The sequence below is a fragment of the Pseudomonas sp. CCC3.1 genome, from assembly GCF_034347405.1.
Lineage (GTDB): Bacteria > Pseudomonadota > Gammaproteobacteria > Pseudomonadales > Pseudomonadaceae > Aquipseudomonas.
The window spans coordinates 691,119-710,243 of the sequence record NZ_CP133778.1 but is presented as its reverse complement, the minus strand read 5'-3'; the positions used below and the strand labels follow the sequence as shown (position 1 = coordinate 710,243).

Below are 19,125 nucleotides of genomic sequence, written 5' to 3'. Positions count from 1 at the left end.
GAGCTTTGCCATGGCCTCGCCAGCCCTTACTCATTGTTTACCCCGGTTCGGCGTTGCCGCGGCAATGGTCAGCCTGTTGGGCCTGTCCGGTTGTCAGCTAAACACTCTCTCCAGCGAAAGCCTGGTCCCGACCTCGGGTGTGCAGCCCTTGAAGGGGTTGGCGCAGAACGTCTCGGTTCGCCGCAACAGCCAGGGCATCCCGCTGATCGAAAGCAGCAGCTTTCACGATGCGCTGTTCACACTGGGCTATGTGCACGCCAGTGACCGCATCAGTCAAATGGTGCGCCTGCGCTTGCTCGCCCAAGGCCGTTTGGCCGAACTGGACGGCAGTGACGCGCTGGACAGCGACCGCCTGATGCGCAGCATCAACCTTAAAAAGAACGCAGACGAGCTGTATAAAAGCTCATCGCCACGCCTTAAAAAGTTCTTTGAAGTGTATGCCCGAGGCGTCAACGCTTATCTGTTCCGCTATCGCGACAAACTCCCGGCCGACCTCGCACAGGCGGGTTACCGGGCTGAGTACTGGAAACCTGAGGATTCAGCGCTGATGTTCAGCCTGTTGAACTTCTCGACCTCGGTCAATCTTCAAGAAGAACTCAACTCGCTGGTGCTCGCGCAAAAAGTCGGCGCCAGCAAACTCCCGTGGCTGACGCCGACGTATCCCAATGAGCAATTGCCCACGAGTGAAGCCGACAAACTCAACGGCCTGAACCTGGCCAGCCAGTTGCCTGGCTTGAGTGGCGTGACTCAAGCACTGGAGCGCATAAGCCAACTCAACCTGCCTGGCGTCACGGCGTCAAGCGACTGGGCAATAGGCCCACAACGCAGTCGCAGCGGCAAAAGCCTGCTGGCCAACGACATTCACCAGCCGATCGGCATTCCATCAGCCTGGAATTACGTGCAAATCCGCGCGCCGAAATACCAGGCCGCTGGCGCGTCTATCGCTGGCTTGCCGACCCTGTTTGCCGGGTTCAACGGCAAGGTCGCGTGGGGCATGAGCATGGCCATGGGTGATAACCAGGATGTGTTTCTGGAGAAGCTCAAGCGTCAGGGCAACACGCTGTACTACCTGGCCGATGGCAAATGGCTGCCCGCCACCGTGCGCAACGAAACCTTCTTCGTCAAAGGTCAGCGCCCGATTCGCGAAGCCATTTACGAAACACGCCACGGCCCGCTGCTGAACAGTGCTGTCGGCACACCCAATGCGCTGGACAGCAGCCTGGGGCTGGCCCTGCAAACCCCGGACTTCAAGGGCGACAAAACCCTTGATGCGTTTTTCAACTTGTCCCGTGCGCAGAACAGCGAAAGCGCGTCTGACGCCAGCCGCGAAATTCGTGCGATTGCTCTGAACCTTCTGTACGCCGACGCCAGCCATATCGGCTGGCAAGTCACCGGGCTGTACCCCAACCGCCGTGAAGGCCTGGGCCTGTTCCCGTCACCGGGATGGGACAGCCGCTACGACTGGGACGGTTACGCCGACGCCATGCTGCACCCGTACGACCAAGACCCGGCGCAAGGCTGGCTGGGCACGGCCAACCAGCGTACCGCGGCGTATGGCTACGGCATGCAGTTGTCCAATTCATGGTTGTCGCCAGAGCGCAGCGAGCGTCTCGCCCAACTGGCGGGCAGCGGCAAGCAAGACGCACGCAGCATGATCGCGATGCAGTACGACCAGACCACACTGTTTGCGGCCAAGCTGAAAACCATGCTGGCTGCACCTGGCATGGCGCAACCGCTGAAACTGGCAATCGCCGCATTGCCTGCGGCGGATCAGGTCAAAGCCCGCGAAGCCTTGACCCGCCTGATGGCCTTTGACGGCAAACTCAGCCCGACCTCGGCCGACGCAGCGCTGTATGAGCTGTTTTTGCAGGAAAGCACCAAGCAGATCTTCCTTGACGAACTGGGCCCTGAGTCAGGCGCCAGCTGGAAAGCCTTTATCGCCAACAGCAACCTGTCGTATTCGGCCGTCAGCGATCACTTGCTGGGCCGTGAAGACAGCCCGTTCTGGGACGACATTCGCACCCCGCAAAAAGAAGATAAACCGACCATCCTGGCCCGTAGCCTGGCCGCCGCCGTGAGCGCGGGCGACAGCCAATTGGGCCTCGATCACCGGGCGTGGCAATGGGGCAAGCTGCATTACTACCTGTGGCGCAATGCCAATGGCCAAACCGTTCGCGGACCGATAGCGGCAGGCGGCGATCACACCACGCTCAACATCGCGGCCTACAACACTGGCAGCAACAGCTTTGAAACGACGTTGATTCCAGCCATGCGCATGATCATCGACTTTGGGCAAAACGAACCGATGATGGGCCAAAACAGCAGCGGGCAATCCAGCAACCCGGCGAGCCCGCATTACGCTGACGGTATCGACCCATGGCTCAAGGGCCAATACATCAGCTTCCCGATGCAGCCGCAGAACTTCGATAGCGTGTACGGCAAGACACGCCTCACGCTGGTGCCGGGCAAGTAAGCAACGGGCTGCGATCTTTCAATATTAAAAAGATCGCAGCCTTCCAAACTTGATAGCAGTTGCCGAGCTCCGCGAGGCTACGTCCGGCTGCAAAGCAGTCGTGAACAGGTAACCGAGGTCCTTCGGAATCGAGCTCTCAGGCTTTACGATCACTGCGTAATCGGACGTAGCCTCGCGGAGCTCGGCAACTGCTACGGTTTCAAGTTCGCACTGTTTTGGATCGCACCTTTTTCAACGCTCTTTTGTAGCGCACATCCTCCGCTTTTTACGCGTTTCTCTGCTCTAAATTCCTCCTCAACCCTTTGTGGTTCGGTTATTGCTTCGTCTCTGTCGTCGTAGCACTCCAGTCACCGTACTCACGCGCCACAAGCGCTCATTGGTTTTAGGGATTGAATAATGAAAAAAGCATTTCTGGCCCTTTCTGCACTGACTTTATGCATGGCTGCGGGTTCTGTTTTAGCCAAAGAGTACAAAGAACTGCGTTTTGGCGTAGACCCGTCCTACGCCCCGTTTGAGTCCAAAGCGGCTGACGGCAGCCTGGTGGGTTTTGATATCGACTTGGGCAATGCCATCTGCGCCGAACTGAAAGTGAAGTGCAAATGGGTCGAATCCGACTTTGACGGCATGATTCCCGGCCTTAAAGCCAACAAATTCGACGGCGTCATCTCGTCCATGACCGTCACGCCAGCCCGCGAAAAAGTCATCGACTTCTCTAATGAGCTGTTCTCCGGCCCAACGTCGCTGGTGTACAAAAAAGGCTCGGGCTTGAGCGCCGACACCGCCTCGCTCAAAGGCAAAACCGTTGGCTATGAACAAGGCACCATCCAGGAAGCCTACGCCAAGGCGGTGCTGGATAAAGCCGGTGTGACCACTAAGGCTTACGCCAACCAGGACCAAGTGTATGCCGACCTGACTTCAGGCCGTCTCGACGCTTCGGTCCAGGACATGCTGCAAGCCGAACTGGGCTTTTTGAAATCGCCACAGGGCGCTGATTACGAAGTCAGCAACGCCATTGACGACCCTCTGCTTCCGTCCAAAACCGCCGTCGGTATCAAAAAGGGTAACAGCGAGCTGCAAGCCCTACTCAACAAAGGTATCAAAGCGTTACACGATGATGGCACCTACGCCAAAATCCAGAAAAAGAACTTCGGCGACTTAAATCTGTACAGCGGCAAATAACGCCCCGGCACCCACGCCTGCGTGGGTGCCTTTTTGAATGCCATGGGCTCGATTGTCATGCTTGAAAATCTCGTACAGAACCTTGGGCTTTCTTCCTTCAGCTTGCAGGGGTTCGGCCCCTTGCTGCTGCAAGGCACCTGGATGACCCTCAAATTATCCGTGCTGTCGCTGGCCGTGAGCGTGTTGCTCGGGCTGCTGGGCGCCAGCGCCAAACTCTCCAGCCTGAAGCTGCTGCGCCTCCCGGCCCAGCTCTACACCACACTGATTCGGGGCGTACCTGATCTGGTGCTGATGCTGCTGATTTTTTATAGCCTGCAAACCTGGTTGACCAGCTTCACCGATGCCATGGAGTGGGATTACATCGAGATAAACCCGTTCAGCGCCGGGGTGATCACACTGGGGTTTATCTACGGCGCCTACTTCACCGAGACGTTCCGCGGCGCGATCCTCTCGGTCCCTCGTGGTCAGGTCGAAGCGGCGACCGCTTATGGACTGAAACGCTGGCAACGATTCCGCTTTGTGGTGTTCCCGCAAATGATGCGCTTCGCCCTTCCGGGCATCGGCAATAACTGGATGGTCATGCTCAAAGCTACGGCGCTGGTGTCGATCATTGGCCTGGCCGACTTGGTCAAGGCCGCTCAAGATGCGGGCAAAAGCACGTATCAGCTGTTTTACTTTCTAGTGATTGCGGCGCTTATCTATTTGGCGATCACCAGCGCATCGAACTTCGTCTTGCGGCGGCTGGAACGCCGTTATGCCGCAGGTTCACGGGAGGCCGTACGATGATTGAACTGTTGCAGGAATATTGGCGACCGTTTCTGTACAGCGATGGCCAGCATATAACCGGCCTGGCCATGACGCTGTGGCTGTTGAGCGCTTCGCTGGTTATCGGCTTTTTAGTGTCCATTCCGCTGTCTATCGCCAGGGTTTCATCCCGACGCTGGGTCCGCTGGCCGGTGCAGTTCTACACCTACCTGTTTCGTGGCACACCGCTCTATATACAGCTGCTGATTTGCTACACCGGGATCTACAGCATCGCCGCCGTCCGCGCCCAACCCGAACTGAATGCGTTTTTTCGGGATGCGATGAATTGCACGGTTCTGGCCTTCGCCCTCAACACCTGTGCCTACACCACGGAAATTTTTGCCGGCGCCATTCGCAGCATGGCCCACGGCGAAATTGAAGCCGCCAAAGCGTATGGTCTGAGTGGCTGGAAGCTCTATGCCTACGTGATCATGCCTTCGGCCTTACGTCGCTCATTGCCGTTTTACAGCAATGAGGTGATTCTGATGCTGCATTCGACCACCGTAGCCTTTACCGCCACCATTCCTGATGTGCTGAAAGTCGCCCGGGATGCAAACTCAGCGACGTTCTTGACCTTCCAGTCGTTTGGCATCGCGGCCATCATCTATTTGTGCGTCACCTTTATTTTGGTCGGTTTATTTCGACTGGCGGAGCGCCGCTGGTTGGCCTTTCTCGGCCCTGCCCACTAGGACCTTCACATGCAGCGACATCAAACCCATCCCTTGCTGGCACCTGTTCCCGGCACCGAACGGCATATTCACAGCTTTCATTACGGCCCTGCCAAGCCACAGGGCAAGGTTTACATTCAAGCTTCGCTGCACGCCGATGAACTGCCCGGCATGCTGGTGGCCTGGCACCTGAAAAAGCGCTTGGCCGAGCTGGAAAGCGCAGGCCGCCTGCACAGCGAAATCGTGCTGGTGCCCGTGGCCAACCCGATTGGCCTGGAGCAAGTGGTGATGGACATCCCGCTGGGCCGTTACGAGCTGGAAAGCGGGCAAAATTTCAACCGCCACTTTCTGGACCTGAGCACACAGATCGGCGATGAGGTTGAAGGGCTGCTCAACAACGACCCGGCGCATAACCTGCACATCATCCGCCAGCACCTGCGCAAGGCGCTGGCCGCGCAAGTGCCGACAACACAGTTGCAATCCCAGCGCTTGACCCTGCAAACACTGGCGTGCGATGCCGATGTGGTGCTGGACTTGCACTGCGACTTTGAAGCAGTGGCCCACCTGTACACCACGCCCCAGGCCTGGTCACAGGTTGAACCGCTGGCGCGCTACCTCGGCGCTCAGGCCAGCCTGCTGGCAACCGACTCCGGCGGCCAGTCGTTCGATGAGTGCTTCACCCTGCTGTGGTGGACATTGCAACAACGCTTTGAACATTGCTTTGCTATCCCGCAGGGCAGCTTCTCGGTCACCGTGGAGTTACGCGGCCAAGGCGATGTCAGCCATGCGCTCGCCGAGCAGGACTGCCAGGCGCTGATCGATTACCTGATCAGTTTTGGTGCGATTGAAGGCGAAGCCAAACCTTTGCCTGAGCTGCCTTACCCGGCCACGCCGTTGGCGGGCGTCGAGCCAGTCAAATCGCCAGTTGGCGGGGTGCTGGTGTTTCACGCCAAGCCCGGCGATTACCTTGAGGCGGGGCAATTGGTGGCCGACGTCATTGACCCCATCAACGACCGCCTCACCCCGGTTTACTGCTCCCATGCAGGCCTGGTCTATGCCCGATCGCTGCGACGAATGGCGACGGCCGGCATGGTGATTGCGCATGTGGCAGGCCGCGAAGCCTACCGCAGCGGCTACCTTCTTTCTGCTTGAGGTCTGCATGTACAAACTCAGTGTCGACGGTCTGCACAAAAGCTATGGCGACAATGAAGTGCTCAAGGGTGTGTCACTCAAGGCGAAGACCGGGGACGTGATTTGCCTGATTGGCGCCAGCGGCTCGGGCAAAAGCACCTTTTTGCGCTGCATCAATTTTCTGGAAACACCGAATGATGGCGCAATGAGCCTTGATGGCCAATTGATTCGCATGGTCAGCGATAAAAACGGCATGCGGGTGGCTGACGATGCTGAGTTACAGCGCCTGCGCACGCGGCTGGCGATGGTGTTTCAACACTTCAATCTGTGGAGCCACATGACGGTGCTGGAGAACATCACCTTGGCTCCCCGCCGGGTGTTGGGGATCAGCAAACAAGACGCTGAGGAGCGTGCCAGGCGCTATCTGGACAAAGTCGGCTTACCTGCGCGGGTAGCCGATCAGTACCCGGCGTTTTTGTCGGGCGGCCAACAGCAGCGCGTCGCTATTGCCAGGGCGCTGGCGATGGAGCCCGAAGTGATGCTCTTCGATGAGCCGACCTCGGCACTGGACCCGGAGCTTGTGGGCGAAGTGTTGAAGGTGATCCAGGGTTTGGCTGAAGAAGGTCGCACGATGATCATGGTCACCCATGAGATGAACTTCGCACGCAAGGTCGCGAGTCAGGTGGTGTTTCTGCACCAAGGCCTTATAGAAGAGCAAGGCGCGCCGAGCGATGTGCTGGACAACCCTAAAAGCGAGCGCTTGCGCCAGTTTTTGAGCGGCAACTTGAAGTAGACATCTATTCCGCAAACGTAACCTCAACCCCGTAGGAGCGAGCTTGTCTCACGATCATTTGAGCGTTTAAACGATCGCGAACCAGCTCGTTCCTACAAAATCGGCGCCTATCAAGCCACAGGGGCAGGCGGCGCTTCGTCCGGCAGTGTCGGCACGCCAGGTTCGGTGGGTTCAGTGGGTTGCGGGGTGTCCGGGTCAGGCTGGCCGGGGATGCCGCCTGCGTGCAACGTGGGAAACGCGAGTAGCGACCAGGCCAGCAATCCAACCTGATTAGGCTCAAGGTTTGCCAGTTGGGCGCGGATACTCGGATCGATCTTCATAAAGGGCACTCCTGAGCGATGATCCGGCTCGCTGGGTGCGTAACCGGAAATACACTCAGTAGAGTGCTTTTTCGCTCAAGAATTCCCGCTGTTCGTCAGGTACGTGGCAAGGTCACGCCGCGCTGACCCTGGTATTTGCCACCACGGTCCTTGTAAGACACTTCACACTCTTCATCTGACTCGAAGAACAGCATCTGCGCCACGCCCTCGTTGGCGTAAATCTTGGCTGGCAGCGTGGTGGTGTTGGAGAACTCCAGCGTCACGTGACCTTCCCACTCAGGCTCAAGCGGCGTCACGTTAACGATGATGCCGCAGCGTGCGTAGGTGCTTTTACCCAAGCAGATGGTCAGCACATTGCGTGGAATACGGAAGTATTCAACGGTACGCGCCAGCGCGAAAGAGTTTGGCGGAATGATGCAGACGTCGCTGGTGACATCGACAAAGCTGCCCTCATCGAAATTCTTCGGATCAACGGTGGCCGAGTTGATATTGGTGAACACCTTGAATTCATTGGCACAGCGAACGTCATAGCCGTAACTCGACACGCCGTAGGAAATCAGACGATCAGCGCCTTCGCCGCGTACCTGACGCTCGACGAAAGGTTCGATCATGCCGTGCTCTTGCGCCATGCGGCGAATCCACTTGTCTGATTTGATGCTCATGGCGGGGGTGTCCTGAATAGCGAGGTGGAAAAATTCTGTTCGGCATCTTACCGGGGCCGGGGGTTCGGTTCAAAGGCTGGGGAAAAAATCTTGAAAATAGCTGTAGTCACCGTGAATACAGGGTGTGAGGACAACCATCAGTCACGTTTTTAGAGAAACCTTCGCAAAGACCCTTTGCACGTCCCGGAAAAAGGGTTAAGGTGGCGCCACTGTGCTGCTTGTGTCACTGAGAATCTCTACACGATATGTTGAATTTCGATCCAACCATCTCCAAGAATTTTTCCTGCTCTTTGCACTCAGTCTCGGCCAGGGCTCTTCCTGCGTCGCAGTTATCTTTGTTCAAGGAGTTACACCATGTCTAATCGCCAAACTGGTACCGTTAAGTGGTTCAACGATGAAAAAGGCTTCGGCTTCATCACTCCACAATCCGGTGACGACCTGTTTGTTCACTTCAAAGCAATCCAATCCGACGGCTTCAAAAGCCTGAAAGAAGGCCAACAGGTTTCTTTCATCGCTACTCGCGGTCAGAAAGGCATGCAAGCTGAGGAAGTTCAAGTTATCTAACTTGTACTGATCCAGTAAAAAACCCCGCCCTCAAAAGCGGGGTTTTTTTATGCCTGTCGTTTAAAGACCTGTAGGAGCGAGCTTGCCTCGCGATCTTTTGATCTTTTAAAAGATCGCGAGGCAAGCTCGCTCCTACAGGGGGTTTACGGTGTATCAGTCGTCGCTGGTGGTAATGGTCGGCATGGCCTGGGTGGCAGCTTCGCTCAGAACAATCCGCGCGCCCACATGCCGAGCCAACTCTTGATACATCAAGGCAACCGGGCTTTCAGGGTCGGCAATAGCCGTAGGCTTACCGTTATCGGCTTGCTCGCGGATTTCCATCGACAGCGGCAAGGATGCCAGGACTTCCACCCCGTACTCAGCCGCCAACTTCACACCACCGCCCTCGCCAAACAGATGCTCGGCATGACCGCAATTTGAGCAAATGTGTACGGCCATGTTCTCGACTACGCCCAACACCGGAATGTTGACCTTACGGAACATTTCGACACCTTTACGCGCATCCAGCAAAGCCAGGTCCTGCGGGGTCGTCACGATAACCGAGCCAGCCACCGGCACCTTCTGCGCCAGGGTGAGCTGAATATCACCCGTGCCCGGCGGCATATCAATGACCAGATAATCCAGATCATTCCAGGCTGTTTGGGTCACCAGTTGCAAAAGCGCACCCGACACCATGGGTCCACGCCAGACCATCGGTGTGTTGTCATCCGTCAGGAATGCCATCGACATCACTTCAACGCCATGCGCCTCAATCGGCACAAACCACTTCTGATCACGAATCTTCGGCCGGGTACCTTCAGCGATACCAAACATCACGCCCTGGCTCGGCCCATAGATGTCCGCGTCCAAAATACCCACCCGCGCACCTTCACGCGCCAACGCCAGCGCCAGATTGGCTGCCGTGGTGGATTTTCCGACCCCGCCTTTACCTGAGGCAACCGCCACAATGTTTTTCACATTGGCCAGGCCCGGGATTTGCGCCTGCGCCTTGTGCGCAGCAATCACACAATTGATCTCAACCTTGGCCGAGGACACGCCATCCAGATTGCTGATAGCCATTTGCAACATTTGCGCCCAGCCGTTCTTGAACAGACCGGCGGCATAACCCAGTTCAAGCTGAACGCTGACATGCTCGCCCAGGACTTCAATGTGACGTACGCACCCGGCACTGACCGGATCCTGATTCAAATAAGGGTCGGTGTATTGGCGAAGGACGGCCTCCACCGCTGCGCGATTAACTGCGCTCATGGGCAACTCCCGAAAAAGGCTGAGTGAAACAGGCCGCTATCGTACCTGTAATAAATCACTCGGCGCAGGCTTTTGAAGCAATCAAAAACACCAGAAAGCATCAGATAGGCGGCCACGGGGTGAAATATATTGCCCGGCGCTTTATAGTGGCCGACCACCGTCCCATCAAGTAGCCGAGCCCCATGTCCGAGCCACGCAAGATCCTCGTCACCAGCGCCCTGCCCTATGCCAATGGTTCCATCCACCTTGGCCATATGCTTGAGTACATCCAGACCGATATGTGGGTGCGCTTCCAGAAGCAACGCGGCAATCAATGCACTTACGTCTGCGCAGACGACGCCCACGGCTCGGCCATCATGTTGCGTGCCGAGAAAGAAGGCATCACACCTGAGCAACTGATCGCCAACGTACAGGCTGAACACAGCGCCGACTTTTCCGATTTCCTTGTCGACTTCGATAATTTCCACTCGACCCACGCCGAAGAAAACCGTGAGCTGTCGAATGCGATTTACATCAAGTTGCGCGACGCCGGCCATATCGCCACCCGCTCGATCACTCAGTACTACGACCCGGAAAAGAAAATGTTCCTGGCCGACCGCTTCATCAAGGGCACCTGCCCTAAATGCGGCACTGAAGATCAGTACGGCGATAACTGCGAAAAGTGCGGCGCAACCTACGCCCCAACGGACCTGAAAGATCCGAAGTCGGCGATTTCCGGCGCCACGCCGGTACTCAAGGATTCGCAACACTTCTTCTTCAAGCTCCCAGACTTCGAAGCCATGCTCAAAAGCTGGACACGGAGCGGCGCGCTGCAAGATGCCGTAGCAAACAAAATCGCCGAATGGCTGGATGCTGGCCTGCAACAGTGGGACATCTCCCGCGATGCGCCGTATTTCGGTTTCGAAATTCCGGGCGAGCCAGGCAAGTATTTCTACGTGTGGCTCGATGCGCCTATCGGCTACATGGCCAGCTTCAAGAACCTCTGCGCACGTCGTCCGGAACTGGACTTCGACGCGTACTGGAACAAAGACTCTACCGCCGAGCTGTATCACTTCATCGGCAAGGACATCGTCAACTTCCATGCCCTGTTCTGGCCCGCAATGCTCGAAGGTTCTGGCTATCGCAAGCCTACCGCGATCAACGTACACGGCTACCTGACCGTCAATGGTCAGAAAATGTCCAAGTCCCGTGGCACGTTCATCAAGGCGCGCACCTACCTTGATCACCTGTCGCCGGAATACCTGCGTTACTACTACGCCTCCAAACTGGGCCGTGGCGTCGATGACCTCGACTTGAACCTCGAAGACTTCGTGCAAAAGGTCAACTCGGACCTGGTCGGCAAAGTGGTCAACATTGCCAGCCGCTGTGCAGGCTTCATCCACAAAGGCAACGCTGGCGTGCTGGTCGAAGGCAACGCAGCGCCTGAGCTGACCGAGGCTTTCCTCGCCGCAGCCCCCAGCATTGCCGAGGCTTATGAAGCCCGTGACTTCGCGCGCGCCATGCGTGAAATCATGGCACTGGCCGACCGCGCCAACGCCTGGATCGCCGAAAAAGCGCCTTGGGCCATGGCCAAGCAGGAAGGCAAGCAAGACGAAGTCCAGGCTGTTTGCGCCCTGGGCATCAACCTGTTCCGCCAACTGATCATTTTCCTCAAGCCGGTATTGCCGTTGCTCGCAGCCGATGCCGAAGCGTTCCTGAATGTTGAACCTTTGTCCTGGAACGACCACAGCACCCTGCTCGCCAACCATCAGTTGAATGCTTTCAAACCGCTGATGACGCGTATCGACCCGGTAAAAGTACAAGCCATGACCGACGCCTCCAAAGAAGACCTGGTCGCCAGCCAAACCGATACTGGTACTGCTGCGCCAAAAGGTAACGGCGAACTGACCAAAGAACCTTTGGCTGCCGAAATCGAGTTCGATGCCTTTGCTGCCGTCGACCTGCGTGTTGCCCTGATCCTTAAAGCCGAAGCTGTTGAAGGCGCTGACAAGCTGCTGCGTTTGACACTGGATATCGGTGATGAACAACGCAACGTGTTCTCGGGCATCAAAAGCGCCTATCCGAACCCGGCCGAGCTTGAAGGTCGTTTGACCATGATGATTGCCAACCTGAAACCACGCAAAATGCGCTTCGGGATCTCCGAAGGCATGGTGATGGCGGCGGGCCCCGGCGGTGAAGAAATTTACCTGCTGAGCCCGGACAGCGGCGCCAAGCCGGGTCAACGCATCAAGTAACACGTCCTCTTCATCCGCTGACGGCCTACAGGCCGTTGGCGGATGTTCGTTGTAGCCTCCCCTCCTGCCTTGTCGGATAATCAGCGCCGTTCGTTTAACCGCCTCGCACTCATTACTCGCTGCGCAGGATGACTGTCGCCCGGGTGCGGCCCGCTGTCGCTGGACTGATCACACCATGAGCCTGATTCAACGTATTGACGCTTTATTGCCGCAGACCCAATGCGGAAAATGCGGTCATCCCGGCTGTAAACCCTATGCACAAGGCATAAGCCAGGGAGAGGCCATTAACAAATGCCCTCCCGGAGGCGCCGAAACAATCGCCGCACTGGCCAATCTGCTGAACATTCCGGTTGTGGCGCTGGACACCGAGCGCGGCCGCGCACCGGCACAAGTGGCTTACATTCGCGAAGCCGAGTGCATTGGCTGCACCAAATGCATTCAAGCCTGCCCTGTTGACGCAATTCTCGGCGCTGCCAAGCTCATGCACACGGTGATTATCGATGAATGCACCGGTTGCGACCTGTGCGTCGCCCCCTGCCCTGTGGACTGCATAGAAATGCACCCGCTCCCCGTCAATGTGGTGCCGATTGTCGGCGGGCTTGCGCAGGCAGCAGAACAGTTCAATGCACGCGCTCACAAGCGTGACCATGCGCGAAGCCGCTACGAGCGACGTGACGAGCGCCTTAGTCGTGAAGAGCATCTGCGACAGGCAGAGCGCTTGGCGCGGGCTCAGCGAGTGCCTGACAACGTCTTACCGCTTGCAAGTCCGCTGGCGCAACCGTCGAGCCTAGGCGATGCGGCGCTAAAAAAAGCCAAAGTCACTCTCGCAATGGCTCGCGCACAACTGCACAAATCCCTCAAAGCCTTTGGCCATCCGCCAACGGCACAGCAACAAGCGCAATTGGTAGCCCTTCAAAGGCAATTTGAGTCAGCTGAACAAGCCTTGGTACAACTGGAGGCTGTTCCAGAGATTCCAGTGCCTGAGCCAAGCACCAACAATGCAGAACTCAAGCGCGCAAAAATCCAGTTGGCCATGCGCCGCGCAGAACTTAAAAAGGCGCAGACACAAACACACACCAGCACCGAACTCGCGCTCTTGAATGACGCTGTAACCCAGGCAGAATTGACGCTCAACGCCCTAGCCCTCCTCAAAAGCTGATAGCTGTCTGCCACGAGATACGCTTTTCTTCGTGTAACGGATCGCTCTTTAGGAAATGTTTTTACCCATGAACACCGCAAAGCGCCTTGAGATATTTCGTCGGTTTCACGAAGAAAACCCAGAGCCAAAGACTGAACTGGCCTATTCATCACCTTTCGAATTACTGATAGCGGTGATTTTGTCTGCTCAAGCCACTGACGTGAGCGTGAACAAGGCCATGGCCAAGCTGTTTCCGGTCGCCAATACGCCAGAAGCCATCTACGCTTTGGGAGTCGACGGACTCTCGGACTACATCAAAACCATCGGTCTGTATAACAGCAAGGCCAAGAATGTGATTGAGACATGCCGCCTATTGATCGAACGGCACGGCAGCGAAGTTCCGCAAACACGCGAAGCTCTCGAGGCGCTACCGGGCGTGGGGCGCAAAACAGCAAACGTGGTACTCAATACTGCCTTTAGACAGCTGACCATGGCCGTAGACACCCATATTTTCAGGGTCAGCAACCGAACAGGGATCGCGCCAGGCAAAAATGTAGTGGAGGTCGAAAAGCAATTAATGAAGTTCGTACCTAAGCCTTACCTGCTGGATGCCCATCACTGGCTCATCTTGCATGGCCGCTACGTGTGTCAGGCGCGCAAGCCCCGCTGCGGTAGCTGCCGCATCGAAGACCTGTGTGATTTCAAGCAAAAAACCTCCGACGATTGAGCAATAGAGGTTTTAGGGGAGGATCGATTGAGAAAAACTTTTTTACCCGTACAGCGTTTATCGCTATAAGGGGCGCCATGGAATGTCTTAGCCTGGAGTGAACAGAATGAGCACTGGCAAAGAACAATTGGTAGTTGATACCGACGATGAAGAGGGTGTTCAAGTGACCGAGCAGGAGGACACGAAAGTCGAGGTCGCTAAAACCAATTTGGCAAAAAGGCGTGAAGTAGATGATTACCTGGAAAAAAGAAGGCTCCAAAGGGAACTGGATGGCGGCCTAAAGGACTATAAAATTTAGCGCAGCCCTAAAAGCCTCCTCAACCGGAGGCTTTTTTGTTTTTTTGGGCCCCAAGAGAAAACTTCTCCTCGGCCTTGCAGCTCACACCAAACCGTTACGCTGTGCCAACTCGATGAGATCAACCAGCGAGCGCGCATTAAGCTTGAGCAGAAGCCGCGTTTTATAGGTACTGACTGTTTTATTGCTCAGAAACATGCCATCCGCTATTTCTTTATTGCTCTTACCTCGTGCCAGTTGCTGCAACACCATCATTTCTCGCCCCGAAAGACGATTGACCATATCGGCCTCACTGGCATTCCCCAAGCTTGCACGCACAGAGTGCAACGCTTGATTAGGAAAATAACTGTAGCCTGAAAGTACAGCCTTAATGGCGCTCAATAGCTCGGTCAAATCCTGCTGTTTACACACATATCCGGCAGCACCTGCTTGCATACAGCGCATTGAAAAATGGCCAGGCGCTTGCGAAGTCAGCACCAGCACCTTGATGGGAACCGCCGGTGTTGACAGCCGCGCAATGACTTCAAGCCCATCAAGCTTGGGAATTCCAATATCCAAAATTACAATATCCGGCGCATGTTCACGCGCCAGTTGCAAAGCATCCACTCCATTATCCGTCTCAGCTATAACTTCGTAGCCATGTCGTTCCATGAGCATACGCACAGCAAGACGAATTACAGGATGATCATCCACGATCAGCACTTTATTCATGGGTAATTCCAATTTATCGCTGTTCGAATTTTAGAGTCAGCACAATAGCCTAGTCACAACACCCTGGGCATAGCGTCCCCCCCAAGCACCAACAACCAAAGACATTTCCTACAAACAATAAAGATCAACCCTACAAAAAAATCACTCACAAAGATAAACTTTTCGCCATACCTCTCTCTGAAATCGAACAATGAGAAAACACACACAGGGAAATTTTTATACTTCGCACAACAATTCTATTGATTACCGGAAATATCTTTATACGCCCGACAGAAAACGCATCGACTTACATCTTAAAAGCCCTCCTAGCTCGAGCACTATCATCAGCTTCTAACATAAACCCTAAACAACAGCTCACCAGTACAACCCTCATGCGTTCCACTACCTATTAAAAATAACCACATACAAAAACCAAAAGCATCTACCCAAACATTAAAAAATCTTGCACACCCCCTCACAATGAAACTTATATAGAAAAACCATACCACCCAGATACCAAGCCCGCTTATAAGACCCGTTGGAATCTACTCTTTTTTTAGAAAAAAATATTACCATCTCGTAGTTAAAGAAAAAGGCTACAAGGCATTCAGAAACCCCCTAGGAACCAATAACGGAGCGCCCGTGCCCACCCGCCTTTCCTGCGCCATTTTTTATAAAAAGTTATCTCTTGATACAATCTCAACAGCCAAAACATCGACAACGACACTTACCAGCACAAAACCTACACAGCACTACATAAAAACACTAACAACTCTTAATTTAGATCCAACCCACACAAGGACTTCTCCTACAAAAAAAACAAACACAACTGAAGTCAATTGAAACATCTATAGAAATAATGAATACAACACATTTTAGGTTTGCGATTTCAAAAATACCGGACTAAATTTACTAAAAGATAATCTTACAAAAAGCACAATTACACTAAAAACCAGAAAGAACAGATAACCGCCAATACAAATAGCCGCCTCCATTCTCTACGACCCACTAGAGCGGCATACTTACAACATGACATTTCACATAGGCCCCACCATGATTAAAAATAAAATCCACGTTAATAACCCCCTTACCGTCATCGCTATTTTCTCAATGCTAACTGAAGCATCTGCAGCGGTTTCCCTGCCTTATATCGACACGGAAAATCAGAAAATCTATGTCTGGTTCTTGATTGTATTCCCTTCTGTTTTAATAACGCTTTTTTTCCTAACCCTGAATTTTAATAATGAAACACTTTACAGACCTTCAGACTATTCCAAAGAGAAAAGCCGCGAAGCATCCCCGACACGTGCACACTCAACTCATGCCAAATCGGCATCATCCACAAAAAAACCAGACATTCCGACTGAGCAACCTTCGATACAGACACCAAAATCAAGCATGAAATTTATTTCGTCCCCCCCCCAGAACTTCATCTTTCTGCCACAAGGACATCGAGACTACGACTCGAATTTTAAAATGCCGACCGCAGTGCCACCAACTGCGCCCCTTGAACAACCTCACCTGTTGCTGAATGAAAGTGAACTAAGCAGCCTGCACTTGATCGATTTAAGCCATCCGGCTTTGCAACTGAAACACGACCACTCATTGAGTGATATTTTGCAGGCCTATTACGAAATAGCGCATCCGCAAAAAGACAAACTCCACAAGAGTGATGTACTGCTGCTACTGACAAATAGCCCGTCAGATACCAGCACACTGTTTGGACAACAACAGCGTTATCTCGACCCTGCCCTGACGCCACATCTAAGCGAGGCAACAGTCATTACCTACAACACCGAAACTCGCCAACTGAATACCTTGAGCTCGCACTGCGTTTAATGGACATTTATTCAAATAACTTCACGCATAAAAAAACCCGACCAAAGGTCGGGTTTTTTTATGCGTGATACGAATCAGAACAACTTGCGGCCTTTGTTCGCAGCAATGCGCATGCGCAAGGCATTTAACTTGATGAAGCCTGCAGCGTCAGCCTGATTGTAAGCACCGCCATCTTCTTCGAAGGTTGCAATGTTTGCATCAAACAGCGATTCGTCAGACTTGCGACCGGTAACAATCACATTGCCTTTGTACAATTTCAGACGTACCACACCATTAACGTGGGCCTGAGAAGCATCAATCATTTGTTGCAACATCAAACGCTCAGGGCTCCACCAGTAACCGGTGTAGATCAGGCTGGCGTACTTAGGCATCAACTCGTCTTTGAGGTGTGCCACTTCACGGTCCAGAGTAATCGATTCGATTGCACGATGAGCACGCAGCATGATGGTGCCGCCCGGGGTTTCGTAGCAACCACGGGACTTCATGCCGACATAACGGTTCTCAACGATGTCGAGACGGCCGATACCGTGTTCGCCACCGATACGGTTCAGCGTTGCCAGAACAGTGGCCGGGGTCATTTCAACACCGTCCAGCGCAACGATGTCGCCGTTGCGGTAGGTCAGCTCCAGGTACTGCGGCTTGTCAGGAGCGTTTTCCGGAGAAACGGTCCATTTCCACATGTCTTCTTCGTGCTCGGTCCAGGTGTCTTCCAGCACGCCGCCTTCATAGGAGATGTGCAGCAGATTGGCATCCATCGAATACGGGGATTTTTTCTTGCCGTGACGCTCGATCGGGATTGCATGCTTTTCAGCGTAATCCATCAGTTTTTCACGGGAGAGCAGGTCCCATTCACGCCACGGTGCGATCACTTTCACGCCTGGCTTGAGGGCGTAGGCACCCAGTTCAAAACGAACCTGATCATTGCCCTTGCCTGTTGCGCCGTGAGAAATGGCATCAGCGCCGGTTTCGTTGGCGATTTCGATCAGACGCTTGGCAATCAGCGGACGAGCAATGGAGGTACCCAGCAGGTACTCGCCTTCATAAACGGTGTTGGCACGGAACATCGGGAACACGAAGTCACGAACAAATTCTTCGCGCAGGTCGTCAATGTAGATTTCCTTGACGCCCATGGCTTGCGCCTTGGCGCGTGCAGGCTCAACCTCTTCGCCCTGACCCAGGTCAGCGGTAAAGGTTACGACTTCACAGTTATAAGTATCCTGCAGCCACTTGAGGATCACCGAAGTGTCCAGGCCGCCCGAATAAGCCAGAACGACCTTGTTTACGTCCGCCATGCCATCACTCCACGGGTTGTTCGAAAAGCCGAACAGTCTACCGCTCGCGTGGGTGAATTTACAGAGGGGCGACAGCTTAAGACGACAAAGCGACAGTAAGTTTCAACAACACGACCCGGACTTGGACATCAGGACAGAGTCGCAGGGTTGACTACTCCCACGCTCGGGGCAGTCTTTTCAGGCTCCGGCACACGCTCCAGACGCACGCTGACCCGGCGGTTCTTCGCACGATTGGCCGCATTGTTATTAGGCGCCAATGGGTACTGCTCACCGTGAAAACGCATCGTTATCTGCGACTCCTGGATGCCGTTTTCCTTGAAGTAGTTCATCACCGCCAACGCCCTGCGCCGTGACAGCTCACGATTGGTCAGACGATTACCCACGTTATCTGAATATCCTTCAAGCAGGATGTGGTTAACCGTCGGGTCGGCCTTCATGTACTCCAGCATGACGTGCAGGTTGACCTTGGCGTTGACGTCAAGCTCAATCCCGCCCCCAGGAAAACCGACCTGGCTTTGGCGCACTTGCTCAAAATTCTTTGGCAACAACTTGGCAGTACACGCTTCGTAATCGCCATACGCCTGACGAAACTTGACAGGCAACAGTCGGACCTCCGACAAGCCACTGGTAGGCGAATAGTGCCTGACCAGCGGGCTACGCCCCTCCAGCAAACCTCGAAACAAACGCCCGGCCTGCGCCTGGGAGCTGTTAAAAAGCACATTGCCGCGCCCGATCCATACCGCCCCCAAATCAATATCACCCCGCCCCGGCTGCCATGGCGCCGCCGCTGCCAGCAATGTCGCAGAGCCCTCGCCCAACACGGAGTTGTACGCATTGAGACGGAAAACAGCCTGTTCTCCGGCGCGGCGCACAAAAACTCCTGAACCGAAATCGGTAATGGGCTGAATGAGCCGACACTCGAATTTGTCGCCCTCTACTTTCCACTCAACATTCTCCAGACGGGTCTGGAAAGTCAGGGCCAGGCAAGGAAAGCTGGCAAACAGGCTGAGCAGAATGAAATAACGTTGACGCACAGGGGGCTCCACAGGCGTGCACTGCAAAAAACCA

Annotated in this window: 18 protein-coding genes; 12 read left to right on the top strand and 6 right to left on the bottom strand. The window is 54.6% G+C overall.

Annotation, left to right across the window (positions count from 1 at the left end):
• Window positions 1-10 precede the first annotated feature (10 nt).
• The 6 genes from RHM56_RS03210 to RHM56_RS03185 all read left to right on the top strand — a co-directional run bounded on the left by RHM56_RS03210 (window position 11) and on the right by RHM56_RS03185 (window position 7,048).
• Complete coding sequence (locus tag RHM56_RS03210; RefSeq protein ID WP_322238474.1) at window positions 11-2,473, top strand: penicillin acylase family protein; 2,463 nt, start codon at window positions 11-13, stop codon at window positions 2,471-2,473.
• A 396-nt stretch (window positions 2,474-2,869) separates the two neighbouring features.
• A complete protein-coding gene (locus RHM56_RS03205) occupies window positions 2,870-3,652 on the top strand; it encodes a transporter substrate-binding domain-containing protein (RefSeq protein WP_322238472.1) in 783 nt (260 codons plus the stop codon).
• A 57-nt stretch (window positions 3,653-3,709) separates the two neighbouring features.
• Window positions 3,710-4,438 carry an ABC transporter permease gene (locus RHM56_RS03200; RefSeq protein ID WP_322238470.1) on the top strand — a complete coding sequence of 243 codons (729 nt, stop codon included), beginning with the start codon at window positions 3,710-3,712 and terminating at the stop codon, window positions 4,436-4,438.
• The gene (locus RHM56_RS03195) at window positions 4,435-5,145 is read left to right on the top strand and encodes an ABC transporter permease (protein ID WP_322238468.1); all 711 of its coding nucleotides are present in this window, start codon (window positions 4,435-4,437) and stop codon (window positions 5,143-5,145) included. Before RHM56_RS03200 ends, RHM56_RS03195 begins: the two co-directional genes overlap by 4 nt.
• A 9-nt stretch (window positions 5,146-5,154) precedes the next feature.
• Window positions 5,155-6,276: a succinylglutamate desuccinylase/aspartoacylase family protein gene (locus RHM56_RS03190; RefSeq protein WP_322238466.1), complete on the top strand. Its 1,122-nt coding sequence runs from the start codon at window positions 5,155-5,157 to the stop codon at window positions 6,274-6,276.
• Window positions 6,277-6,283: 7 nt separating this feature from the next.
• A complete protein-coding gene (locus RHM56_RS03185) occupies window positions 6,284-7,048 on the top strand; it encodes an ABC transporter ATP-binding protein (RefSeq protein ID WP_322238464.1) in 765 nt (254 codons plus the stop codon).
• A gap of 110 nt (window positions 7,049-7,158) precedes the next feature.
• On the opposite strand, the gene RHM56_RS03180 is transcribed toward RHM56_RS03185, so the two are convergent.
• Both RHM56_RS03180 and dcd read right to left on the bottom strand, forming a co-directional pair.
• Complete coding sequence (locus RHM56_RS03180) at window positions 7,159-7,368, bottom strand: hypothetical protein (protein WP_322238462.1); 210 nt, start codon at window positions 7,366-7,368, stop codon at window positions 7,159-7,161.
• A gap of 95 nt (window positions 7,369-7,463) precedes the next feature.
• The gene (gene dcd, locus RHM56_RS03175) at window positions 7,464-8,030 is read right to left on the bottom strand and encodes a dCTP deaminase (RefSeq protein ID WP_019411020.1); all 567 of its coding nucleotides are present in this window, start codon (window positions 8,028-8,030) and stop codon (window positions 7,464-7,466) included.
• A 354-nt stretch (window positions 8,031-8,384) separates the two neighbouring features.
• Here dcd and RHM56_RS03170 point away from each other — a divergent pair, with 354 nt between their 5' ends.
• On the top strand, window positions 8,385-8,594 hold the full coding sequence (locus RHM56_RS03170) for a cold-shock protein (protein ID WP_002554837.1): 210 nt from the start codon (window positions 8,385-8,387) through the stop codon (window positions 8,592-8,594).
• Between the two features lie 153 nt (window positions 8,595-8,747).
• Here the strand turns inward: RHM56_RS03170 and apbC are convergent, their stop codons facing one another.
• A complete protein-coding gene (gene apbC, locus RHM56_RS03165) occupies window positions 8,748-9,842 on the bottom strand; it encodes an iron-sulfur cluster carrier protein ApbC (protein ID WP_322238460.1) in 1,095 nt (364 codons plus the stop codon).
• A 182-nt stretch (window positions 9,843-10,024) separates the two neighbouring features.
• Here apbC and metG point away from each other — a divergent pair, with 182 nt between their 5' ends.
• The 4 genes from metG to RHM56_RS03145 all read left to right on the top strand — a co-directional run bounded on the left by metG (window position 10,025) and on the right by RHM56_RS03145 (window position 14,239).
• The gene (gene metG / locus RHM56_RS03160) at window positions 10,025-12,076 is read left to right on the top strand and encodes a methionine--tRNA ligase (RefSeq protein ID WP_322238458.1); all 2,052 of its coding nucleotides are present in this window, start codon (window positions 10,025-10,027) and stop codon (window positions 12,074-12,076) included.
• A 64-nt stretch (window positions 12,077-12,140) separates the two neighbouring features.
• Window positions 12,141-13,235: an electron transport complex subunit RsxB gene (gene rsxB / locus RHM56_RS03155; protein WP_322241688.1), complete on the top strand. Its 1,095-nt coding sequence runs from the start codon at window positions 12,141-12,143 to the stop codon at window positions 13,233-13,235.
• Between the two features lie 67 nt (window positions 13,236-13,302).
• On the top strand, window positions 13,303-13,941 hold the full coding sequence (gene nth, locus RHM56_RS03150; RefSeq protein ID WP_322238456.1) for an endonuclease III: 639 nt from the start codon (window positions 13,303-13,305) through the stop codon (window positions 13,939-13,941).
• Window positions 13,942-14,047: 106 nt separating this feature from the next.
• A complete protein-coding gene (locus RHM56_RS03145) occupies window positions 14,048-14,239 on the top strand; it encodes a PA3496 family putative envelope integrity protein (RefSeq protein WP_322238454.1) in 192 nt (63 codons plus the stop codon).
• Between the two features lie 81 nt (window positions 14,240-14,320).
• Here the strand turns inward: RHM56_RS03145 and RHM56_RS03140 are convergent, their stop codons facing one another.
• On the bottom strand, window positions 14,321-14,947 hold the full coding sequence (locus tag RHM56_RS03140; protein WP_322238452.1) for a response regulator transcription factor: 627 nt from the start codon (window positions 14,945-14,947) through the stop codon (window positions 14,321-14,323).
• A gap of 1,032 nt (window positions 14,948-15,979) precedes the next feature.
• Between RHM56_RS03140 and RHM56_RS03135 the strand changes: the two genes are divergently transcribed.
• The gene (locus RHM56_RS03135) at window positions 15,980-16,765 is read left to right on the top strand and encodes a hypothetical protein (RefSeq protein ID WP_322238450.1); all 786 of its coding nucleotides are present in this window, start codon (window positions 15,980-15,982) and stop codon (window positions 16,763-16,765) included.
• A gap of 74 nt (window positions 16,766-16,839) precedes the next feature.
• On the opposite strand, the gene RHM56_RS03130 is transcribed toward RHM56_RS03135, so the two are convergent.
• Window positions 16,840-18,057 carry an argininosuccinate synthase gene (locus RHM56_RS03130; protein ID WP_017738284.1) on the bottom strand — a complete coding sequence of 406 codons (1,218 nt, stop codon included), beginning with the start codon at window positions 18,055-18,057 and terminating at the stop codon, window positions 16,840-16,842.
• Between the two features lie 128 nt (window positions 18,058-18,185).
• On the bottom strand, window positions 18,186-19,091 hold the full coding sequence (locus tag RHM56_RS03125) for a flagellar protein MotY (RefSeq protein ID WP_322238448.1): 906 nt from the start codon (window positions 19,089-19,091) through the stop codon (window positions 18,186-18,188).
• Window positions 19,092-19,125: the final 34 nt, after the last annotated feature.